The sequence below is a fragment of the Xanthomonas sp. NCPPB 3959 genome (assembly GCF_056675575.1).
The window spans coordinates 201,025-221,175 of record NZ_JBWWVR010000007.1 but is presented as its reverse complement, the minus strand read 5'-3'; the positions used below and the strand labels follow the sequence as shown (position 1 = coordinate 221,175).

The window sequence follows — 20,151 nt, the reverse complement described above, 5'->3', positions numbered from 1 at the left end:
GCGACTGCTTACTGCGTGGCCCGTCGTGCTTGCGCGCCAGATGTGTTCCGCGTGGCGGAGACGGCGTGTGCAGCAATGACGTCGGCCGGTGACGCAGCCATGCTGCTGCGTTGCGCATCCTTGCTGAAGAAGAGCGTTGATCTCCCCCTCGCGCATCGATGCGAGAGGGGGAGCGATGCTGCGGTGTTACTTGCAGCGCCCCAGCGCTGCGTGGTGTGTGGTGCGTTTTGCGAGGTAGGACAAGCGCTGGCCGTTGCCGACCAGCGCGCAGCGCTTTACCACTTGTAGCTCACGTTGGCGTACACAAGCGCACCGTTGAAGCCGAACGGCGAGGAACCGCTGTAGGGCAGGTAGGTGCGCGTGCCGAGGCCGGCCTGCTGACGATCCGGATATTCGTTGAGCACGTTGTCGCCGCCGACGGTGAAGTTCCAGGCGCCCAGCTTGTAGGAGGCGGCCAGGTCCAGCGTCCACTTGGCCGCATAGGTCTGGTCGCTGCCGGCGTTGGTGCCGAAGGTGGTGAACTCGCCCCAGCGCGTGGCGGTGCCGGTGAACGACCAGTTGCCCGGTGCCCAGGTGCCGCCCAGGAAGAACTTGTCGCGCGGCGTGCCTTCGGTGATACGACCGATTTCGGCACGGCCGATGCGCACCGCGTTGGGGTCGATCGCCACCAGCGCTGCCGGGTTGTCGGCGATCTTCTCCACTTCGGTCTTGTTGTAGTTGTAGCCGGAGGTCAGCTCCACGCTGCTGCCGTCCAGATTCCAGCGATAGGTGCCGACCACATCCACGCCCTGGGTCTTGGTGTCGACCGCATTGGTGAAGTAACGCCCGCCACCGATGCCCGGGAAGCCATTGGCCTGCAGATAATTGCGCGCCGCGGTCGAGGTGAGGTTCTCCGACAGCACAATGCGGTCATCGATATCGATGCGATACGCATCGATGGTGACGTACAGATTTTCGATCGGCTGCAACACCACGCCCAGGCCGTAGTTCTTGGATTCCTCGGCCTTCAACGGCTCGGCGCCGAGCGCGATCGCTGCGGCATTGTCGGTACGGAAGGTGCCGATCTCGAACGGAATCGCCGTCACCGTGCCGTTGGGCTGAGCCACGTTGAGGAACTGCGTGGCGATCGACTGGAAGTTCTGCTGCTGCAACGACGGCGCGCGGAAGCCGGTGGAGGCGGTGGCGCGCAGCGCGACTTTCTCGGTGAAGGCATAGCGCAACGACAGCTTGCCGGTGGCGGTGTCGCCGAAATCGCTGTACTTCTCGTAGCGCCCGGCCAGACCGGCCGACAGCTTTTCGGTCAGATCCGCTTCCAGGTCCACGTAGGCGGAGTGGCTGTTGCGGTTGTAGTAGCCCGAGTCGGAGATCTTGAAGCCAGGAAACACCTGCGCGCCGGGGATCAGCGAGCCGTTGGCCGAGGGAATGCCGCCGTTGGCCGAGGACGCCGCATCGCCGGGCGACTGGTTGAACTTCTCGCCGCGCCATTCCGCACCGAAGGCCAGCGTGACCGGGTAGGCCAGCCCCCAATCGAGCGTCTTGGTGAAGTCGGCATTGAGCACGTTCTGGGTGACTTCCAGCGTACCGGCGTGGAAGTCGGTGGGGCTGGCCAGCCCCAGGCTGTTGTTCAAGCTGTTGCGCACATCGAAGGTGAGATTGTTCTGGCCGTAGTTGTAGCTCAGATCGATGTTCAAACCGCCTTCGGTGGAGGTCTTCAACCCGCCCACCCACGACACGTCCTTGCTGACGTTGTAGATCTGCGGCAGGAAGCCATCCGGATAGATTTCCGGGCGGTTGCGGTTGTCGCCGGCGAAACGGAAGTAGCCGTTGGAGAGCACTTCGCGACGGCTGACCATGCCGAACGAGTAGAAGGTCAGGTAATCGGTGGGGCTGTATTCGCCATTGAACGATACCGCGCCCTGGTCGATGTCCGGGTCGCCGTAGCGCTGCTCCACGCGTCCCTGGAACGGCAGCGCGCGGTTGGTCTGATCCGAATGCCCGGCCTGCGCGGCCAGATGCACCTTGCCGGTGCCGGCGAAGCTGAAGCCTGCATCGCCGGACAGCTGGTACTGCTCGCCGTCGCCGGCGCTGTACTTGCCGTAGCGGCCGCTGATGCTGCCACCTTCGCCGCTGCCCTTGAGCACGATGTTGATCACACCGGCGATGGCGTCCGAACCGTATTGCGCCGACGCACCGTCGCGCAGCACTTCGATACGCTCCACGGCAGCGATCGGAATGGTATTGAGATCGGCCGGCGACGAACCGCGGCCCTGGGTGTCGTTGAGATTGATCAGCGCTGTGGTGTGGTAACGCTTGCCGTTGACCAGCACCAGCACCTGATCGGGCGACAGGCCGCGCAGCTGCGCCGGGCGCACCGCGTCCGAGCCGTCGGAGATGGCCGGGCGCGGGAAATTCAACGAGGGGATCGCGCGTGACAGCGCGGTAGCCAGCTCGGTGGTGCCGGTCGATTCCAGTGCCTGCGGCGAGATGATGTCGATCGGCGATGCCGATTCGGCCACGGTGCGATCGGCCACGCGCGTGCCGGTCACGATCAAGGTATCGAGGGTTTTCTGGGCGGGAGCCTGTGACTGCGCGGATGCGCTTGAAGCGGAAAACGACAGTGCAAGAACAACGGCAATTGCGAGTGGACTGGTCTTGCAATTCATGCGGTGACAACTCCGAGTGGGGAACGGATGCATCGCAGGGGGCCCCCTCCCGGGCCGCGTCCGTTGCGGCAGCTGCGGTGCGTTCCCAACCATTAACCACGTGTAACCACATGTCAAATTTTGGTTATGTTGCGCGTGCAACCGTCATCGAGGATGTGCTAATGGCATCGTTGTCATCGTGCACCAAAGTGATGCGTTGCTTGCACCAGGGCTGCTGTGGCACGGCCTTGCTTGCACCATCTTGGACATCGATACCAGTTATGAAACTTCTGCATCAGAACGTGATTTACCCCGCATGAGTGCGGTATTGCGCAGGAGAACGAGACGGCCGCGCCGGTGTCGCGCTCGGACTCACGCATACGTGTGTGGCGGTATGTCTCACGTGGCTGCTGATTGGAAGCAGCATCGGTGCACTCGCGGCCAACGCAACAACCGCTGCTGCCATGTCTTGAAACGCACACGCCCCGGACTGGCCGGGGCGTGTGGTCAAACCTCAGACTGTGCAGCCGCAGAACTTACCAGCGGTAGTTGATGCGCCCGTACACATACGCGCCGTTGAAACCGAACGGCGACAGATTGCTGTACGGGAACTGCCCGCTGGTGGAATTGGCGAAGTTGTTCTCGTCCGGGTATTCGTCAAGCAGATTGTCCGCACCCAGCGTCAGCGTCCAGCGGTCGACCTTGTAGCTGGCCGATGCATCCACCACCCACTTGGCGCCAAAGGTCTGGTCGTTGATCGCCGCGGCCGGACGGGTGCTGTATTTGCCATAGCGCGTCGCACCCAATGCCAGCGTCCAGTGCTCCAGATTCCAGCTACCGTTGATCAGGAACTTGTCGCGCGGGAAGCCTTCTTCGATGCGACCGCGTTCGGTGCGGTCGATGCGCTCCAGGCTCAGTCCGTTGGCCGACAGCGCCGCCGGGTTGGCCGCCACGTTGCGGACTTCGGTTTCCGAATAGTTGTAGCCGGCGGTCAGGTCCACGCTGCTGGCGGCCAGCTGCCAGCGGTAGCTGCCGACCACGTCCACACCGCGCGTGCGCGTATCCACCGCATTGGTGAAGTAGCGCCCGCCGTTGATGCCGAAGATGCCCTGCGATTCGAGCAGATTACGCACGGCAGTGCCGGTGAGGTTGGACGAGAGCACGATGCGGTCGTCCACATCGATCTGGTACGCATCCACGGTGAGGTAGAGCGCATCGGTCGGCTGCAACACCAGGCCCAGGCTGTAGGACAGCGAGGTTTCCGCATCCAGCGGCTCAGACCCCAGCGCACGCGCCACGGTGCTGTCGGCGGGGAAGGTGCGGATCTCGAACGGGTTCGGATTGCCGGCCAGGAAGGTGGTGCTGGTGGACTGGAAATACTGCTGCGCCAGCGATGGCGCGCGGAAGCCGGACGACACCGTGCCGCGCAACGCGATCTTGTCGGTGAACGCATAGCGCCCCGACAACTTGCCCGAGGCCTGGCTGCCGAAATCGTTGAAGTCCTCGTAGCGCCCGGCCAGGCCGGCGGAGAACTTGTCGGTGAAATCGGCTTCCAGATCCGCGTACAGCGCATAGCTGTCACGCGAATACTGCCCGGACACGCTCGGCGCGAATCCGCCGAAGCCCTGCGCACCGCCGGCCAGCGTGCCGGCCTGGAAATACGAGCCCACCTCGCCCGGCGACTGGTTCCACTTCTCGTTGCGGTATTCCGCGCCGAAGGCCACCGTCACCGGATACGCCAGGCCCCAGTCGAAACCGCGCTTGACGTCCAGGTTGACGATGTTCTGCGTGGTCTCCAGCGCGCCATCGTAGAAGGAGGTCGGCGAGGTCGGCCCCAGGCTCACGTTGAGCGTGTTGCGGGTGTGGAAATCGATCTTGTTGTAGCCGTAGTTGTAGCTGGCATCCCAGTCCCAACCGCTGGCGGTGGAGCCGCGCACGCCGGCCACCAGCGAGCGGTCCTTGGCGTAGGTCTGGATTTCCGGCAAAAAGCCTTGCGGATAGACCGACAGGATGTTCTGGGTGGTGCTGCCCGGCGCGCGGAAGAACGCGAACGAGGTGATGTCGCGGTTGCTGGCGGTGGCGAACGCATAGCCGGTGATGCTGTCGCTGAAGGCGAACTCGGTATTGGCCGACACCGCCTGCGCGTTGACGTCGGGGTCGCCGATCTTGAACGCCTTCTGGCCGACGGCCGGCTGCGAGGCGCTGGGTGCGCCGGCATAGCCACGCGCACGGTCGGTGGGGTCCTGCTGGTTGAGCTGTGCCGCCACATGCAGCCAGCCGCGATCGCCGCCATAGGCCACGCCGGTGTCTCCGGACAGCTCGTAGTTGCTGCCGTCGCCGGCCGAGTACTGGCCGAAACCGGCCTGCAGGCTGCCGCCCTTTTCAGCGCCCTTGAGCACGATATTGATCACGCCGGCGATGGCATCGGAGCCGTATTGCGCCGAGGCACCATCGCGCAGCACTTCCACGCGCGCGATGGCGGCGACCGGAATGGTGTTCAGATCCACCGCTGCCGCGCCACGCCCGATCGTGCCGTTGAGATTGAGCAGCGAAGAGGTGTGGCGGCGCTTGCCGTTGACCAGCACCAGCACCTGGTCCGGCGACAGGCCGCGCAACTGCGCAGGACGGATCGCGCTAGTGCCGTCGCTCAACGCCGGCCGCGGGAAGTTCAGCGAGGGCAGCGCACGCGCCAGCGCGGTGGCCAGTTCGGAGGTGCCGGTGGCCTGCAGCGATTCGGCGCTGATGATGTCGATCGGCGACTGCGATTCGGCCACGGTGCGGTCGGACACGCGGGTGCCGGTGACGATGACCGTATCGAGCGTATTCGCGGGCGCATCAGCTGGGGCAGTGGCCGGCGCGGTGGTCTGGGCGAGGGCGGGGGAGGCGAGCAGCGCCGCAACGACGGCGGCTGCGAGCGTGGACAACGGGTAATTCATGACAACTCCGAAACTGGGGTCCAAGCAGGACCAGCAAGACTGGGCAGGGTCTGGGCGCAAAAAGCCAATCGCGAATGAAGCCAGCGGCCAGCCTGAAGGCGCTAATTATTCGTTAACGCTAGAATGGCGTCGCAGGAATGCTGCTCATCTGCTCATTCCTTTTCGTTCTATCGGACTGTCCATCAATGATTTCCCTGCGCAACTTCTCCATGCGACGCGGCGAGCGTCTGCTGTTGTCCAACGTCGACCTGACCATGCATGCCGGCTACCGCGTCGGTGTGGTGGGCCGTAATGGCACCGGCAAGTCGAGCCTGTTCGCCGCGGTGAAGGGCGAACTGGAAGCGGACAAGGGCGATGTCGACCTGCCCGGCAAGGTGCGCACCGCCAGCGTTTCGCAGGAAACCCCCTCGCTGCCCGATCCGGCGCTGTCGTTCGTGCTCGGTGGCGATATCGAGGTGTCGGCCATCCTGCAGGAAGAGGCGGCGGCCACCGCGCGCGAGGACTGGGAAGCGGTCGCCAACGCGCATCAGAAGATGGCCGAACTGGGCGCCTACGACGCCGAAGCGCGTGCCGGCAAGCTGCTGCACGGCCTGGGCTTCCCGGCCGAGACCCATCACCGCGCGGTCTCCTCGTTCTCCGGTGGCTGGCGCGTGCGGTTGAATCTGGCGCGCGCGCTGATGATGCCCAGCGACCTGTTGCTGCTCGACGAACCGACCAACCACTTGGACATGGACGCAGTGCTGTGGCTGGAGCAATGGCTGCTCAAGTACCCGGGCACCTTGCTGCTGATTTCGCATGACCGCGAGTTCCTCGACAACGTGGCCACCCACACGCTGCATCTGCATGGCGGCACCGCCAAGTTGTACGTCGGCGGCTATACCGATTTCGAACGCCAGCGCATCGAGCACCTGCGTCAGCAGCAGATCGCGCACGAAAAGGGCCAGGCCGAGCGCGCGCATCTGCAGAGCTTCATCGACCGCTTCAAGGCGCAGGCCAGCAAGGCCAGCCAGGCGCAAAGCCGCATGAAGCGGCTGGCCAAGATGGCCGGTACCGAAGCGGTGCGCGCCGAGCGCGAATTCCGCATCGAATTCGCACAGCCGAATCGGCTGCCGTTTTCGCTGATCCGGCTGAATCATCTGGACGCCGGCTACGGCGCGGATTCGGTGATCCTGCACGACGTCGGGTTCGGGTTGGAGGCGGGTGACCGTATCGGCTTGCTCGGTCCCAACGGTGCGGGTAAGACCACGCTGGTCAAGACCTTGGTGGGCGAGTTGGAGCCGTTGTCTGGCGAGCGCAGCGCGCATCCGGATCTGCGCATCGGCTACTTCGCCCAGCACACGGTGGAGTCGTTGCACGAAGGCCAGTCACCGATGGATCACTTTCGCGAGCTGTCGCCGGATGGCTCCAATCAGGCATTCCGCGACTTCCTGGGCAAGTGGAACTTCGCCGGCGACCGCGCGTTCGAAGTGGTGGACGGTTTCTCCGGTGGCGAGCGCGCGCGTCTGGCGTTGGCCCTGATCGCCTGGCAGCAGCCGAACGTGCTGCTGCTCGACGAACCGACCAACCATTTGGACCTGGAAATGCGCGAAGCGCTGGCCGAGGCGCTGAGCGACTTCGAAGGCGCCATCGTGATGGTCTCGCATGACCGCCATCTGATCGGCCTGGTCTGCGACAGCTTCTGGCGCGTGGCCGACGGTGTGGTCGAACCGTTCGCCGGCGACCTGGACGAATACGCCGCCTGGCTGCGCAGTCGCCCGGCCGCGCAAGGCACCAAGCAGAAGCTGGCCGAGGTCGCCCCGACCCCGCCACCACCGACCAAACCGCTGCCGCCGAAGAAGGTCGTCAATCCGCACAAGCTGGCCAGCGCCGAGAAGCGTGTGGGCGAGCTGGAAGCGGCATTGGCGGAACTGGACCGGCAACTGGCCAATCCCGCCAACTACGCCGACAGCGAGAAAATGGCCGTGCTGGGACGCGATCGCGAGGCCACCGCGCAGTTGTTGGCGGCAGCGGAAGCGGCGTGGATGGAACTGATCGACGGCGCTGCCTGATCGCGCGTGCTGCAGCTGCAGCCATGCCCGCGGGCTGGTCCTGCCAGCCAGTTCGTCGCGCGGTCATGCAGTCCGCGCGAGCGTGCAGCGCTTGGCAACGCCAAGCGCTTCTCCTCGCTGCATGAGCAGCCGCAGCATGGGCCGGACCGGTGGTCAGTATGGTCTGGCGGTACGATGACGCGATCAGCGTGCCCGCAGCCGCGCTAGCAAAGCGCTGCTGGCATAACCGTCCTGCGGCAACTGCTGGCTGCGCTGGAATGCACGGATTCCCTGGCGAGTTCGCGCCCCCAGCGCACCGTCGACGCCGCCCACGTCGAATCCCTTGTCGGTCAGCCGCTGCTGCAGCTCGGTGATCTCTGCCACGCTATTAAGCGGCGGATCGTCTTTGGGCCAGGGCTGCTCGACCCCGGCTCCACCCGCATAGCCATCGGCCAGCAGACCGACCGCCAGCGCATAGGCGGTGGAATTGTTGTAACGCAGAATGCTGCGGAAATTGTCGAACACCAGGAAAGCCGGGCCGCGATACCCTGTGGGCAAAAGCACCGATGCCTGTTCCTGGGCCAGTGCGGGTGCAATCGGCTTGCTGCCACACACCACGCCCTGGCGCAGCCATTGGGCAACGGTCTTCTTGGTCGTCAGGTCGGCCTGCGCGTAGTCGAAGCCGCCTGACAGATGTACTTCCTGGCCCCAGGGAACAGCGCTGCTCCAGTTGCTCTGCTTGAGATAATTCGCGGCAGAGCCCAACGCATCCGCACTGGAATTCCACACATCGCGTTTGTGGTCCCCATCGTCGTCGACCGCGTAGTCGCGATAGGTGCTGGGAATGAATTGCGTCTGTCCCATGGCGCCGGCCCATGAGCCCACAAACTCCGATCGATCGACGCCTTTTTCCGTCTGCAGGATCTGCAACGCCGCAAGCAATTGCGTATTTCCATACTTGATGCGCCGACCCTCATGCGCCAGCGTCGCCAGCGAACGGATCACGTAGCGGTCGCCGATCTGTTTGCCGTACTCGCTTTCCATGCTCCAGATGGCTGTCAGGATGCCCGGATCCACACCGTATTGCTGCTGCAACTTTTGAAAGAGGGCGCGCTGGCTGATCAGCAGTTGCTGTCCTTCCTGGATGGCGGACGGTGTGACACGGTCGTCGAGATAATCCCAGAGATAGCGGGTGAATTCGGGCTGCTGCCGATCCAGTGCCTGCACCGATGGATCGGGTGTGACGCCAGCGAATGCGGTGTCTAGCGTGGTTGTTTCAATGCCGGCAGCAAGTGCACGCTGGCGGAAGTCGACCAACCATTGTTCGAAGCTGGGCGTGGGTGCGGCATCTTGCTGGGCAGCTGCGTTCGTTGCGGGAGGCGAAGTTGTTCCGGGTGCAGTGACTTGCGCTGTCGCGTTGGCGGCAGCAACACATGCGCCGATACATAGCGAGAAACGAAGAAGGTGCGAAGGCGTGATCATGGGTCTGCCCGATGCGGGATGGGAGCCCAACGTAGCCCTCAGTTTCTGGGAATAAAACTATTGCAGCTATTCGTTTTCATCACTTCTTTCATCTCTAAAACAAGCGGCCAACAGCGAATGTGTCGGCGTGCCGATTCTTCTGCGCCGGTCCAGAGGGAACAGGCGCCACTGGACCGCTCATTCGGAAATGGTTTGCGCTAGCCAGCGGTGAAAGCTGAGCGCGGCGGCTCCGGCCGGCCGCGAACGCAGATGGGTCAGCCAATAGCGTCCAGCGTCGATCCTGATCGGGAACGGGCACACCAGGCGCCCTGCATCCAGATCCTGGCGAAACATCGGCAACGGCAACAACGCCACCCCGGCACCTGCCGCCGCGGCGCTGGCCAATGTCAGCGACGAATCGAACATCGCACCGCGCGCTGCGACCTCGATCGCACCCGCCGCGCGAAACCACTGCGGCCACTCGTCCAGTCGATACGAGCGCAGCAATTGCACCTGCGCCAGATCGGCCGGCGTGCGCAACGCGCGCGCCATTGCCGGCGCGCAGACCGGTGCAAACGGCGCCTCCATCAGCGCATGGGCGATCTGCCCGTGCCAGTCGCCATCGCCGAAACGGATCGCCAGATCCAGCCCTTCGCCAGCCAGATCGACCCGGTTGTTGTGGGTCGACAGGCGCAGCTCGATCTCCGGATGCGCCGCATGAAAGGCATCCACGCGCGGCAGCAACCAGCCGGTGGCGAAGGTGCCCACCACGCCGACGCTGAGTACCTCGCGATAGCGGCCATCGGCAAAGCGCTCCAGGGTGGCAGCAATGCGGTCGAAGGCCTCGCCCAGCACCGGAGCCAACGCCGCGCCCTCGTCGGTGAGCGCCACGCCGCGTGGCAGGCGGTGGAACAGGTTGGTGCCCAGCTGCTGTTCAAGTGCCTTGATCTGGTGGCTCAGTGCGGCCTGGCTCACGCACAGCTCGCCGGCCGCGCGGGTCAGGTTCTGATGACGCGCAGCGGCCTCGAAGGCGCGCAGGGCATTGAGCGGGAGGCGGGGCCGGGGCATGCGTAGAGATTAGTTCAATTCATGCCTGGGATCGAAACATCGCGATGGTCGGCTGCGTCGCCTGCATCGATACTGCGGGCTCTCCCAATGAGGTGGCCCCATGTTGAACCGACGGCAGTTCCTGTCCGTGACCGGTGCGAGTGTGTTGCTTGCGGCGTCCAAATCCGCATGGCCGCTCTCCCGGGTGGCGACATTGCACGAGCCAACGGGCGATCTGCTGCGGGCACGCTGGGCCGAGATCGAACGTGGCACCGGTGGCCGCCTGGGTATCGGCCTGCTTGACAGCGCCACCGGCAAGCACTTCGGGCAGCGCGAAGACGAGCGCTTTCCGATGTGCAGTACCTTCAAATTTGTATTGGCTGCGGCAGTATTACGGCGGGTGGACGAGGGCAAGCTGACGCTGGCGCAACGGGTCAAGATCCGTGCCTCGGACATGCTGTCGCATGCGCCGGTGACCGAGCGCCATGTCGGCGGTTCGCTCAGCGTGGCCGAGCTGTGCCGGGCCACGATGATCTACAGCGACAACCCGGCCGCAAACCTGCTGTTCCCGCTGGTCGGCGATCCGCAAGGCCTGACTGCTTTCCTGCGCGGTATTGGCGATGCCCAGACCCGCAGCGACCGTCACGAGCCGGAGATGAATCGGTTCGCCCAGGACGACCCGCGCGACACCACCACCCCGGCCGCGATGGCTTTAACGCTGCGCACGCTGCTGCTCGGCGATGCCTTGCAACCGACCTCGCGCAAGCAACTGAGCGACTGGATGATCGACAACCGCACCGGCGATACCTGCCTGCGCGCGGGCCTGCCGCGCAGCTGGAAGATCGGCGACAAGACCGGCAGCAACGGCACCGACACTCGCAACGACATCGCCATCCTCTGGCCACCGAAGGGCAGGGCACCACTGCTGCTCACCACATACTTGAATGGCGCCAGCGTCGACAGCGATGCGCGCGATGCGGCGTTAAAAGCAGTGGCGCAGGCAGTGGCGAGTCACGTGTCTGCTTGATGCGTGCGCGGCGGGCTCTGGAGCGGCCCGCTTCACAACGCGATCGAATCGCCGCTCTGCAAGCCGCGAACCAGCGTGGTCGGCTGTTGGAGGTCGACTCAGTGCTGCAGTTGCAGCACTCCGCCTCGAGGCCATGTCTGCAACCAGCGCGGCGGGCGTTTTTTCGACGCCAGTGACTAAGAGCGGCTAACAAAACCTAGCGAGCGAGCGCCTGAAAGTGAGTGCAGTGGTTTTGTCGGCCGCATCTTGGTGGATGAGGTCCAGATCAAACGCTGAGTGGGTCGAGGGTGCGGTGGCCTCACCGCTCGCGGGACACGCCGCAAGTACGTCCATGTAGGCTCGGTGGCGGCATCCATGCCGCCACACGGTCCCGCAAGCGGCGAGGACACCGCACCAGAGAGTTGATCGGTTGCGTTGTTTAAAACCATAAACACCGACCATCTCGACTGGTCCTTGCCCGCCCACCGTCGCGGGACCTTACGCGGCATGGATGCCGCGTAAGAGCCTACATGGATGTACTTGCGGCGTGTCCTGCGATGGTGGGCGGGCAAGGGCCCTGCAGCCAGGCCGCAGATCAACCGGCCTGCAGTAGGCTGACGTGAAGTAGTTTTGTTAGCCGCTCTAAGTCCTGATCAAGCGCGATACCGATACCCAAAGTGCGCGAAAGCCTGTGGGTCGACATCAGCCGACGAGACCATGGCCGCAGTGGAGGATCTCGACATCGACGGTCTGGCCAATCCGGCCTATCCAGTCAAGCCGCAGCATCGATCACTCAAGATCCTGGCGCATGGGTCAATTCGGTCTAATACAACTGCGCCGGCCCACCCATCGCCGGATCGCTCACGCTATCGGCGCCGGTTTCGACGCGGCCGGCCAGACGTTGACGTGCGCCGTCCTGCTCCAGCCACAGGTCGTACCAGCCGCCGCTTGCTGCGGCCTTCCAGCTGCGTCGCTGCGTGCTGCCCGGCGCCACGGTCAGTTGCTCGCGTGGCTGCGCATTCGCATAGGCCGCTGGTTGCAACGCCACCTGCACTGCGGTGGTGCCGGGATTGTGCAGCAAGAGCGACAACGCGGTTGGATCGTTCGCATCCTGCGTGATATCTGCCACCAGCAGCGCAGCACTCAGATCGCCGCGATAGTGACGATGGAAGCCGTTGGGGCCGAGCAACCACAGATCGTAACGACCGTCGTAGGTGCTCCAGCTGCCTTCCAACGTGGTGCCGTTGCCGAGCGTGTAGCGACGCGGAATCGCCGCCAGGTCGTAGCGGTCGTAGACGTGCAGCACGACCGCAGCACCGCTGTTGGACATGCGCAGCACCACGTCGCCGCGCTCCTGCACATAAGTCAGTTGCACAGTCGGGCGATACGGCACTGCACGCGAACGCCGTACACCGAATGGCTGCTGCGGCGCTTGCAACGAAACAGGCAGCGGCGGCAACGTGTGCTCGCGCATCGCTGCCGCGCGCGCTGCAGTGGCGCTGACATCCGGCAATGCAGCGACGAACGGGCGCGCATCCGCGGTACTAAAATCGAATGCGGTGGTGAGATCGCCGCAGACTGCACGCCGCCATGGCGTGATCTCCGGTGCGGGCACACCGAAGCGGCGTTCCAACAGGCGTAATACCGAGGTGTGGTCGTACACCTGCGAATCCACCCAGCCGCCACGGCTCCAGGGCGAGATCACATACAGCGGCACACGCGGGCCCAGTCCATAGGGGCGGCCACGCAGTTCCGGTAGATCCACTTTTTGCTCGCCGGGTGCTGGCTGACGGTGGTATTCGTCGTCGGTGGCAATGCTGGATGCACCAGCAAAACCGGCGGCAGCACGCGGATCCGGCGACGGTGGCGCCGGCGGCGGCATGTGATCGAAAAAGCCGTCGTTCTCGTCGAACATCAACAGCAGTGCCGTGCGGCTCCATACCTGCGGATCGGCAGTCAGCGCATCCAGCACGCCTGCGGTGTAGGCCGCGCCTTGCGCAGGACTGGAGGGATCCGGATGTTCGCTGCCGGCCGCATCGGCAATGATGAAACTCACCGATGGCAGTTGCCCGCCAAGCACATCGGCACGTAATTGCTCGACACCGCGCGTGCTCACGCCACGCGCGCGCAGTTGCGCATCGTGCCCCGGCGCAGCACTGAACGCCTGCCGAAACGGCGCGAAGCCTGCCAGCGGGTTGTCGGTGAAGTTGTCGCGCATGTCCTGATAGATCTGCCAGGACACACCCGCTTTCTGAAGATGTTCGACGTACGTCGTCCAGCGATACGGCTCGGCGAAACCGCCCAGCTCCGGGAAGTTGTCGTGCGAGTTACCGATCACCGGCCCACCGGCGCGCGCCTGCGGATCGTTGCCGCCGCTCCACAAAAATACCCGATTGGAGTTGGTGCCGGTCTGGATCGAGGCGTGGTACGCATCGCAGATGGTGAAGGCATCGGCGAGCGCGTACTGAAACGGAATATCCGCGCGCCCGTAATGACCCAGCGCGTGATTGTGCTTGGCGGCCGCCCAATGCCCGAGCCGGCCGTGGTCCCAGGCGCGCTGCGCATCCACCCAGCTATGCGGGGTGCCTTGTACGCGCATGAAGCCGAACTGCGCCGCAGTATCCAGCGCAAACGGCGTCAGCCACTGGCTGCCATCTTCGCTGGGCTGCAGCCACACCGTGCGTGCAGGCGCACCTGGCAGTGGTGGAGCAGGAATCGGAAAACGATCGCCGAACCCGCGCACGCCGGGCAGCGCGCCGAAGTAATGATCGAAGGCGCGGTTTTCCTGCATCAGGATCACCACATGCTGCAGGTCTTCCAACGTGCCGCTGCGACGGTCCGGCGCGATGGCCGCGGCGCGCGCGATGCTGGGCAATAACGCGGCCGCGGCACTGGCGAGTCCGGTCTGCAACACGCGGCGGCGGGGAAGATCGATCATCGTGTCACCTGGTTGGCGCGCCAATCCTGTCTGCGCTGGAGCGGGTCGAGCGTACCCAACTTGTCAGCGCGTGTGTTCTCTTGCCTGCCTGCAAAACTGCCGGTCATGTCCCTTTGCACTTGTGCAGGAGGCGATGCAGGGAGCGGATCGGGTGGCGTGCCTTTAGCCGACCCGCTCCCTGCACGTCGCAAAAACCATCCCGCGCAGGTCGGCAATGCGCCGTCTACGCTAGAGATCCAGCGTCAACGTCAAACCAACCGTGCGCGGTGCGCCGATAAACGCGCTGTCGCTGCCGTCCACGCCTTCCAGATAGCGCTTGTCGGTGAGATTGCTGACGTTGAGTGCCAGTTGCAGGCCCTGCAGCTGCGACGTCAGCTGCGACAGTTCCACGCCCAGGTTCGCATCGAAGGTGGTCACCCCGTCGAGTGCGGCGCGGTTGGAGGCATCCAGATAGCGCTTGCCCAGATAACGCCCGGACACACCGAAACGCCATGCCTGTCCGCGCCAGTCGGCCGAGACCACCAGCGTGTTGCGCGGCTGGCCGATCACCTGCGCGCCTGGGGTGATTTCCAATGCGGTGTCGCGCGCGGAATCGCCGCTGCCCAGGTAATCGGCCTTGTTATAGGTGTAGGCACCGTTGATGCGCCAGCCGTTGTCCCAGCCATACCCCAGCGCTGCCTCCACACCGCGCGCATGCACGCCGCCGAAGTTTTCGTACACGCCATCGGTCTCGCCCAGGTAATCGATGCCGGTGACGAAGTTGGCCGGCACATACACGATGCGGTTATCGAAACGGATGTCGTACAGCGTCACGCTGCCGGTCAACGGCCAGCGGCTGATGCGCAGGCCGAGCTCGACGTTGTCTGCGGTTTCCGGTTGCACGCGGCTCAGCGCGACCGGGTCGGTTTCGCCGAGAACACCGGACGGAATCGCGGCGAAATTTTGCGAGTAACCGGCAAAGGCTTCCAGGCCCTGCACCGGCGTGGTCCAGGTCAGGCCGGCCGACAGCAGCGGGTCGGAGTGCGAATCCGATTCAACATGCTGCGCATCGCCGATGCGGCGGTCGCGGGTCTGGTCGACGAAGAACTGCTTGACGCCCACCCGCCACGCGAACGCGCCATAGCGCATCACGTCTTCCACGTAATACATCTGCTCGTCGGTCTGGTATTCGTCCTTGAACTGCACCCAGTACGGCTGATGATCGAAGCTGATATTGGTGCCCACATTGAGCAGGCGATGCCAGTCGCGGGTGACGCTACGGTCGTAACGTTCCAGCCACGCACCGGCACGCACGGTGTTGTCGATGGCGCCCAGATCCGCGCGCCATTCCACATCCGCCATCGCGCCGGCACGGTGGTTGTCGTAGTGGCTGTGGCGATACGACTGCACCGGCACCGAGCCGGCCGGGTAGCAGGCCGGGTTGGATTCGGCCGGTACCGCATCGCTGCCGGCACAACCGGCCAGCATCGTCGCGGCTGCGCCGCCCGGAGTGAGGTAATACAACTTGCCCAGGTCGCTGCCGGCATACACGGTGTTGCCGCCACGTGCTTCGGATTCCGGCGCGCCCGCACCGTCGTTGGTCACGTCCACCAGATACGGCGGAATCCAGTCGCCACGGCCTTGCATGCGATGCGCGTAGCCGGTGAGCGTGGTCTTGAAGCCGTTGCCGCCATCGAAGGCGCCGCGCAGATAGCCAAACGTATTCTTGCGCAAGGCGCGCGAGCCGGAGCGGTAGTTTTGGTCCAGATACGGAATGCCGGTGAGCGTGCCGGTCAACAGATCGTGCTCGGGATCGCGTGCGAACTGCTCGGGGGTCACGCTGGTGTATTCGGATTCGTCTGCATCGTCGTACGACAGATAGCCGCTGAGCGTCCACTTGTTCAAGGTGCTGACGAATTTGCCAGCCAGGTGATCGCGGCTGGTGTGGCCGCTGCTGTCGATCCAGTCGTCGTTGCGCGCGGACGAGCCGCTGACCCAGGCGCGCGTGTTGTCGCCAAGCACGCCGGTGTCGTAGCGCGCGTAATACTTGCGCCCCTGGTTGTCGCCGATGCCGCCGATCACGCGCACGCGCTGTGTTTCCAGCGGTTCGCCGGTGAGGTAATTCAAGGTGCCGCCCAGCGCCTCATTGGAGCGCGATGCAATGTCGGCGGTGCCCTGGCTGACTTCCACCGTTTCCAGATCCGGCATGTCGATGAAACGGTTGGCCTTGGAGCCGCCGCCATACGCCGAGCCGCCATTGGGCACGCCGTCGATCGTGGTGCCGATCTGCTGCGTATCGCGATTACTGACGAAGCCGCGCATGCTGATCTGCGTGCCCCAGTCCGACGAGCCGAACGCATCGGCTTCGGTCACGACCACGCCAGGCAGTTCGTTGAGCGCATCGTTGACGCTGCCGAGCACGAACTGGCGGTCCAGCATTTCCTTGCTGACGGTGGTCTTGGAATAGGTCATCGCCTGGCCGACCACCTGCACCTGATCCAGCGTGGACACCTGTTCGCCAGCGTTGTTCGGTTCGGCCGCGGCCGGGCCAGATACTGCGCCATCCGGGACCTGCTGTGCGTAGGCGGGCAGGGCGAGCGGAACCAGCAGCAGCGCGAGCGTGGCTGGATGGCGCATGCGCGATGAAGACGTCGAATCCATTGCAATCCAACAAGCAGGGAGGGAGTCTGCAAAGACTCCCGCACTTGCGTTGCGTGATGATGACCGCGCTACATGTGGGGCCGCGATCACGGGTAAATGGGGAAGCCTCACCGCCAGGACAATGACGATCTGGCGGTGTTTGGATATTCCAGGTCAGGTTGGTTTCAAAACACCCGGAATGTCGTGCGGCAGCGTGGTCTATTCGCTCCAAGACGATAAATTTGAAATCGTTGCGCCGTTGTAGATACAGTCAAGGGCTTAGATCAAAGGCATGGCTAGTCGAGTGCGCGGTGCCCTCACCGCTTGCGGGACACGCCGTGAATCCGTCCCTGGAGGCTCGGTGGCGGCATCCATGCCGCCACACGGTCCCGCAATCGGCGAGGGCACCGCACCAGAGAGTTAGTCGGTAGCTGGTTAAAAAGCCTGGCCGTCTCGAGAGTTGCCTTGGCTTGCCAAGGCTGATCGCATAACTACATGTGAACTAGCGAGCTAGAAGCACGCGATGCACTGCTTGCACCATGCACACCGCCACTCTCGACTGGTCCTTGCCCGCCCACCGTCGCGGGACCTTACGCGGCATGGATGCCGCGTAAGAGCCTACACGGACGTACTTGCGGCGTGTCCCGCGATGGTGGGCGGGCAAGGGCCCTGCAGCGAAGTCGCGGACCAGCGGTTGACCTGCAGCCAAGCGGCAGATCAATCGCTCTGCAATAGACCAAAGCGAAGTGTTTTGTCAGCCGTTCTTGGTGCGTGGCGCCGCTTCGGTCTGCTGCGTTTCCGGCATCAATTCCAGCGCCGATGGCGTCGTACGCAGCATCGGGCGGAAGGCGATCGGATGGGTGCGGCGGCGTGTAAAACGCAGCAGGCGCGCCAGGGTGAAGCCGGCCAATGCCAGCAGCATCACAGCAAAGTACACCGGCAGTGCCGCGGGCCCGAATTTCTGCATCGCGCCGCCGGCCAGGGCCGGGCCGATCGCTGCGCCCACGCCATGCACCAGCAACAAACTGCTGCAGCCGGAGAGCAGATCTTCGCGCGGCAGGTAATCGAGCATGTGCGCCACCGCAAACGGATACAGCGAGAACGCCAATCCGCCATACACGAAGAACAACACGAACAGCATGGTGGTCTGCGATTGCACCATCGGCACCGCGGCGGCAATTGCAATGCCGGCAGCCAGCACACTGACCGTGACCAGGCCGATGCGCCGGTCATGGCCATCGCTGATGCGCCCGATCGGCCACTGCAACACCGCGCCGCCAATGATCGCGGTGAGCATGAACATCGCCACGCCATCGGCATCCAGCCCGATACGGTTGGCGTACACCGGCAACAAGCCCCAGAACGCGCCCATTGCCAAACCCGACAACCCCGCGCCGATGGTCGCCACCGGCGCCAATGCGTACAGCGTTTTCAGGCGCAGGCGCGACACGTGCGGCACCTCGGGCGGAATCAACCGTGTGGTCATCACCGGCATCACTGCCGCGCAGATCAGGATCGCTGTTAGCGTGAACATCGCCGGCGCAGTTGCATCTCCGGCCGTGAGCAGGATCTGGCCCAGCGCCAGTGCGGACAGATTGATCGCCATGTACACCGAAAACACCCGGCTGCGTCGGCGCGCATCCGGCTCGGCGTTGAGCCAGCTTTCGATCACCGTATACAGGCCGACCAAGGCCGCGCCGGTGACCAATCGCAGCAATCCCCAGCCCCAGGCGTTCAACCAGATCGGATGCAGCAGCACCGCAATGGCAGCCAATGCCGCATAAAAAGCAAACGCACGGATATGCCCGATGCGGCGAATCAGTGGCGGCGCGAAGAAGGTGCCGAGAAAGAAGCCGGCAAAATACCCGGACATGATCAGGCCCAGCGCACGCGCATCGAAGCCGGCCTGACCACCGCGCACGGCAAGCAAGGTGCCGAGCAGCCCGCTGCCGGTCAGCAACAGGGCCACGCCCAGCAATAAGGCGGTCAGTCGCAACATGGATGCGGCTCTTGTGGGGGAAAAGGCGCGTCGATCACGTGTTCGAGTGTAGCAGGCCGCTGTGTGGCGGCTTGATCGAAACGTGTGGTGCAGGCTGATTCAAGGGGCTCATCTCTACGGCTCCCGACAGTCGCTGGTAGTCGTCAAGTCGGCGCAACGTGCCGGTTGTCTGCGCGCTGCAGGACGAACGCTGTATTCCGCGCAATCTCGCTGACCTGACAACGACTCGTCACGTTTGCTCGAGACGTCGGCATGCGCAGTTGGCGTTTGCATCTGCAGGCGGCAACCGCGGCGTTGAACGTGCGCCGTCAGCGGGCAGGCGCGACGAAGCGACGATTGATCGATGCCTGTCGCCCGCAACCAGCTCCCGCGTGCCCGCCGCGCAGACGGTTGCTGCACCTGCTTGCCCGCATACGACTAGAATCTGCGCCCCTGCATCATCATCAGCTGATCCTGCCATGCCCATCTACGGTTTCCAGTGCACCACCTGCGGTCACGCCTTCGACCGCCTGCAGAAGATGGCCGACCCCGATCCGCAGACCTGCCCGGCCTGCGCGGCGGCCACGATCAAGCGCCAGATCACCGCGCCCTCGTTCCGCCTGTCCGGTAGCGGCTGGTACGAAACCGACTTCAAGTCGGCAGGCGAGAAGAAGAAAAATCTCACCGAGAGCAGTAGTGCCGGTGGCGATGCCAAGCCGGCGGCAGCCGCCGAGAGCAAGCCTGCCTCGACGCCCGCGTCCAAACCAGCCGATCCGGCATGATCCATGGTCACGCGCGCAGGCAGGAGAGCGGTATGAAGCTTGGCGCAGCGATCCAGCAAGCTGCCCGCCTTGTTTCGTTAGCTACTCCTGGGCTGACGTTGCTGATGCTGGTCGCCGCCGTGAGCGGATGCACCACGTCTTCCACGACCACTACCACAACGTCGCCTGCACCCATAAGCGCCGCACCCGCCGACCGCTTCCTGGCCGCGCTCGCTGCGCACTGCGGCCAGGCTTTCGCCGGCCGTGTGCTGATCGACACACCCGCATCCGCAACGCCAAGCGCGTTCGCCGACAAACCACTGGTGATGCATGTGCGCAGCTGCGACGATCCTGCGCGCGAGCTACGGATTCCGTTTCATGTCGGCGACGACCACTCGCGCACCTGGGTACTGACGCGCACTGCCACCGGCCTGCGCCTCAAGCACGATCATCGCCATGCCGACGGCAGCGCGGACGCATTGACCCAATACGGCGGCGCTACCATCGATGCAGGCAGCGCGAACCGGCAGGAATTCCCGGTCGATGCCGACTCCAACGCGCTATTCAAACGCCTCGGCTCGACCGCCTCGCTGAGCAACACCTGGGCGATGGAAATCCAGCCCGGCCGTAGTGTCGTCTACGAATTGAGCCGCCCAGGCGGGCGGCTGTTCCGGGTCGAATTCGATCTCACCCAGCCGGTCGCTTTGCCGCCCGCGCCGTGGGGAAGTTGAGCCGG

12 protein-coding genes are annotated in these 20,151 nt (G+C 64.3%); 5 read left to right on the top strand and 7 right to left on the bottom strand.

Translation table 11 applies throughout. The annotated features are described in order from the left end of the window. Positions 1 to 275: 275 nt before the first annotated feature. Positions 276 to 2,663, bottom strand: coding sequence for a TonB-dependent receptor plug domain-containing protein (locus tag AC1KVG_RS10550; RefSeq protein WP_481094362.1), 2,388 nt, complete (start codon positions 2,661 to 2,663; stop codon positions 276 to 278). A 515-nt stretch (positions 2,664 to 3,178) separates the two neighbouring features. Next, positions 3,179 to 5,578 (bottom strand): TonB-dependent receptor plug domain-containing protein, encoded by a 2,400-nt coding sequence (locus AC1KVG_RS10545; RefSeq protein WP_481094361.1) that lies wholly within the window; start codon positions 5,576 to 5,578, stop codon positions 3,179 to 3,181. Between the two features lie 185 nt (positions 5,579 to 5,763). Between AC1KVG_RS10545 and AC1KVG_RS10540 the strand changes: the two genes are divergently transcribed. Beyond that, positions 5,764 to 7,626, top strand: a complete 1,863-nt coding sequence (locus AC1KVG_RS10540) for an ABC-F family ATP-binding cassette domain-containing protein (protein WP_481094360.1) — start codon at positions 5,764 to 5,766, stop codon at positions 7,624 to 7,626. A gap of 183 nt (positions 7,627 to 7,809) precedes the next feature. Here the strand turns inward: AC1KVG_RS10540 and AC1KVG_RS10535 are convergent, their stop codons facing one another. Together AC1KVG_RS10535 and ampR are read right to left on the bottom strand one after the other, a co-directional pair. After that, entirely contained in the window at positions 7,810 to 9,087 is a 1,278-nt protein-coding gene (locus AC1KVG_RS10535; RefSeq protein ID WP_481094359.1) for a lytic murein transglycosylase, read from the bottom strand. Positions 9,088 to 9,264: 177 nt separating this feature from the next. Continuing rightward, positions 9,265 to 10,134, bottom strand: coding sequence for a LysR family transcriptional regulator AmpR (gene ampR / locus AC1KVG_RS10530; protein WP_481094358.1), 870 nt, complete (start codon positions 10,132 to 10,134; stop codon positions 9,265 to 9,267). Between the two features lie 100 nt (positions 10,135 to 10,234). Here ampR and bla point away from each other — a divergent pair, with 100 nt between their 5' ends. Further along, positions 10,235 to 11,140 (top strand): class A beta-lactamase, encoded by a 906-nt coding sequence (gene bla, locus AC1KVG_RS10525; RefSeq protein WP_481094357.1) that lies wholly within the window; start codon positions 10,235 to 10,237, stop codon positions 11,138 to 11,140. An 802-nt stretch (positions 11,141 to 11,942) separates the two neighbouring features. On the opposite strand, the gene AC1KVG_RS10520 is transcribed toward bla, so the two are convergent. Further along, complete coding sequence (locus AC1KVG_RS10520; RefSeq protein WP_481094356.1) at positions 11,943 to 14,057, bottom strand: phosphocholine-specific phospholipase C; 2,115 nt, start codon at positions 14,055 to 14,057, stop codon at positions 11,943 to 11,945. 228 nt (positions 14,058 to 14,285) lie between these two features. Beyond that, positions 14,286 to 16,697, bottom strand: a complete 2,412-nt coding sequence (locus AC1KVG_RS10515) for a TonB-dependent receptor domain-containing protein (protein WP_481094355.1) — start codon at positions 16,695 to 16,697, stop codon at positions 14,286 to 14,288. Here AC1KVG_RS10515 and AC1KVG_RS10510 point away from each other — a divergent pair. Next, positions 16,672 to 16,941, top strand: a complete 270-nt coding sequence (locus tag AC1KVG_RS10510; RefSeq protein ID WP_481094354.1) for a hypothetical protein — start codon at positions 16,672 to 16,674, stop codon at positions 16,939 to 16,941. The two genes, AC1KVG_RS10515 and AC1KVG_RS10510, sit on opposite strands and share 26 nt — an antisense overlap. A 489-nt stretch (positions 16,942 to 17,430) precedes the next feature. Here the strand turns inward: AC1KVG_RS10510 and AC1KVG_RS10505 are convergent, their stop codons facing one another. Further along, a complete protein-coding gene (locus AC1KVG_RS10505; protein ID WP_481094353.1) occupies positions 17,431 to 18,675 on the bottom strand; it encodes an MFS transporter in 1,245 nt (414 codons plus the stop codon). A gap of 458 nt (positions 18,676 to 19,133) precedes the next feature. Between AC1KVG_RS10505 and AC1KVG_RS10500 the strand changes: the two genes are divergently transcribed. Continuing rightward, on the top strand, positions 19,134 to 19,436 hold the full coding sequence (locus AC1KVG_RS10500) for an FmdB family zinc ribbon protein (protein WP_481094352.1): 303 nt from the start codon (positions 19,134 to 19,136) through the stop codon (positions 19,434 to 19,436). Between the two features lie 32 nt (positions 19,437 to 19,468). Then, a complete protein-coding gene (locus tag AC1KVG_RS10495) occupies positions 19,469 to 20,146 on the top strand; it encodes a hypothetical protein (RefSeq protein ID WP_481094351.1) in 678 nt (225 codons plus the stop codon). Positions 20,147 to 20,151 lie beyond the last annotated feature (5 nt).

What these genes read in the sequence shown, in the direction of transcription:
- AC1KVG_RS10500 (WP_481094352.1), top strand. Translation starts at nt 19,134, where the DNA reads ATGCCCATCTACGGTTTCCAGTGCACCACCTGCGGTCACGCCTTCGAC.
- AC1KVG_RS10545 (WP_481094361.1), bottom strand. Translation starts at nt 5,578, where the DNA reads ATGAATTACCCGTTGTCCACGCTCGCAGCCGCCGTCGTTGCGGCGCTG.
- AC1KVG_RS10510 (WP_481094354.1), top strand. Translation starts at nt 16,672, where the DNA reads ATGCGCGATGAAGACGTCGAATCCATTGCAATCCAACAAGCAGGGAGG.
- AC1KVG_RS10520 (WP_481094356.1), bottom strand. Translation starts at nt 14,057, where the DNA reads ATGATCGATCTTCCCCGCCGCCGCGTGTTGCAGACCGGACTCGCCAGT.
- AC1KVG_RS10495 (WP_481094351.1), top strand. Translation starts at nt 19,469, where the DNA reads ATGAAGCTTGGCGCAGCGATCCAGCAAGCTGCCCGCCTTGTTTCGTTA.
- AC1KVG_RS10515 (WP_481094355.1), bottom strand. Translation starts at nt 16,697, where the DNA reads ATGGATTCGACGTCTTCATCGCGCATGCGCCATCCAGCCACGCTCGCG.
- AC1KVG_RS10535 (WP_481094359.1), bottom strand. Translation starts at nt 9,087, where the DNA reads ATGATCACGCCTTCGCACCTTCTTCGTTTCTCGCTATGTATCGGCGCA.
- AC1KVG_RS10550 (WP_481094362.1), bottom strand. Translation starts at nt 2,663, where the DNA reads ATGAATTGCAAGACCAGTCCACTCGCAATTGCCGTTGTTCTTGCACTG.
- AC1KVG_RS10540 (WP_481094360.1), top strand. Translation starts at nt 5,764, where the DNA reads ATGATTTCCCTGCGCAACTTCTCCATGCGACGCGGCGAGCGTCTGCTG.
- ampR (WP_481094358.1), bottom strand. Translation starts at nt 10,134, where the DNA reads ATGCCCCGGCCCCGCCTCCCGCTCAATGCCCTGCGCGCCTTCGAGGCC.
- AC1KVG_RS10505 (WP_481094353.1), bottom strand. Translation starts at nt 18,675, where the DNA reads ATGTTGCGACTGACCGCCTTATTGCTGGGCGTGGCCCTGTTGCTGACC.
- bla (WP_481094357.1), top strand. Translation starts at nt 10,235, where the DNA reads ATGTTGAACCGACGGCAGTTCCTGTCCGTGACCGGTGCGAGTGTGTTG.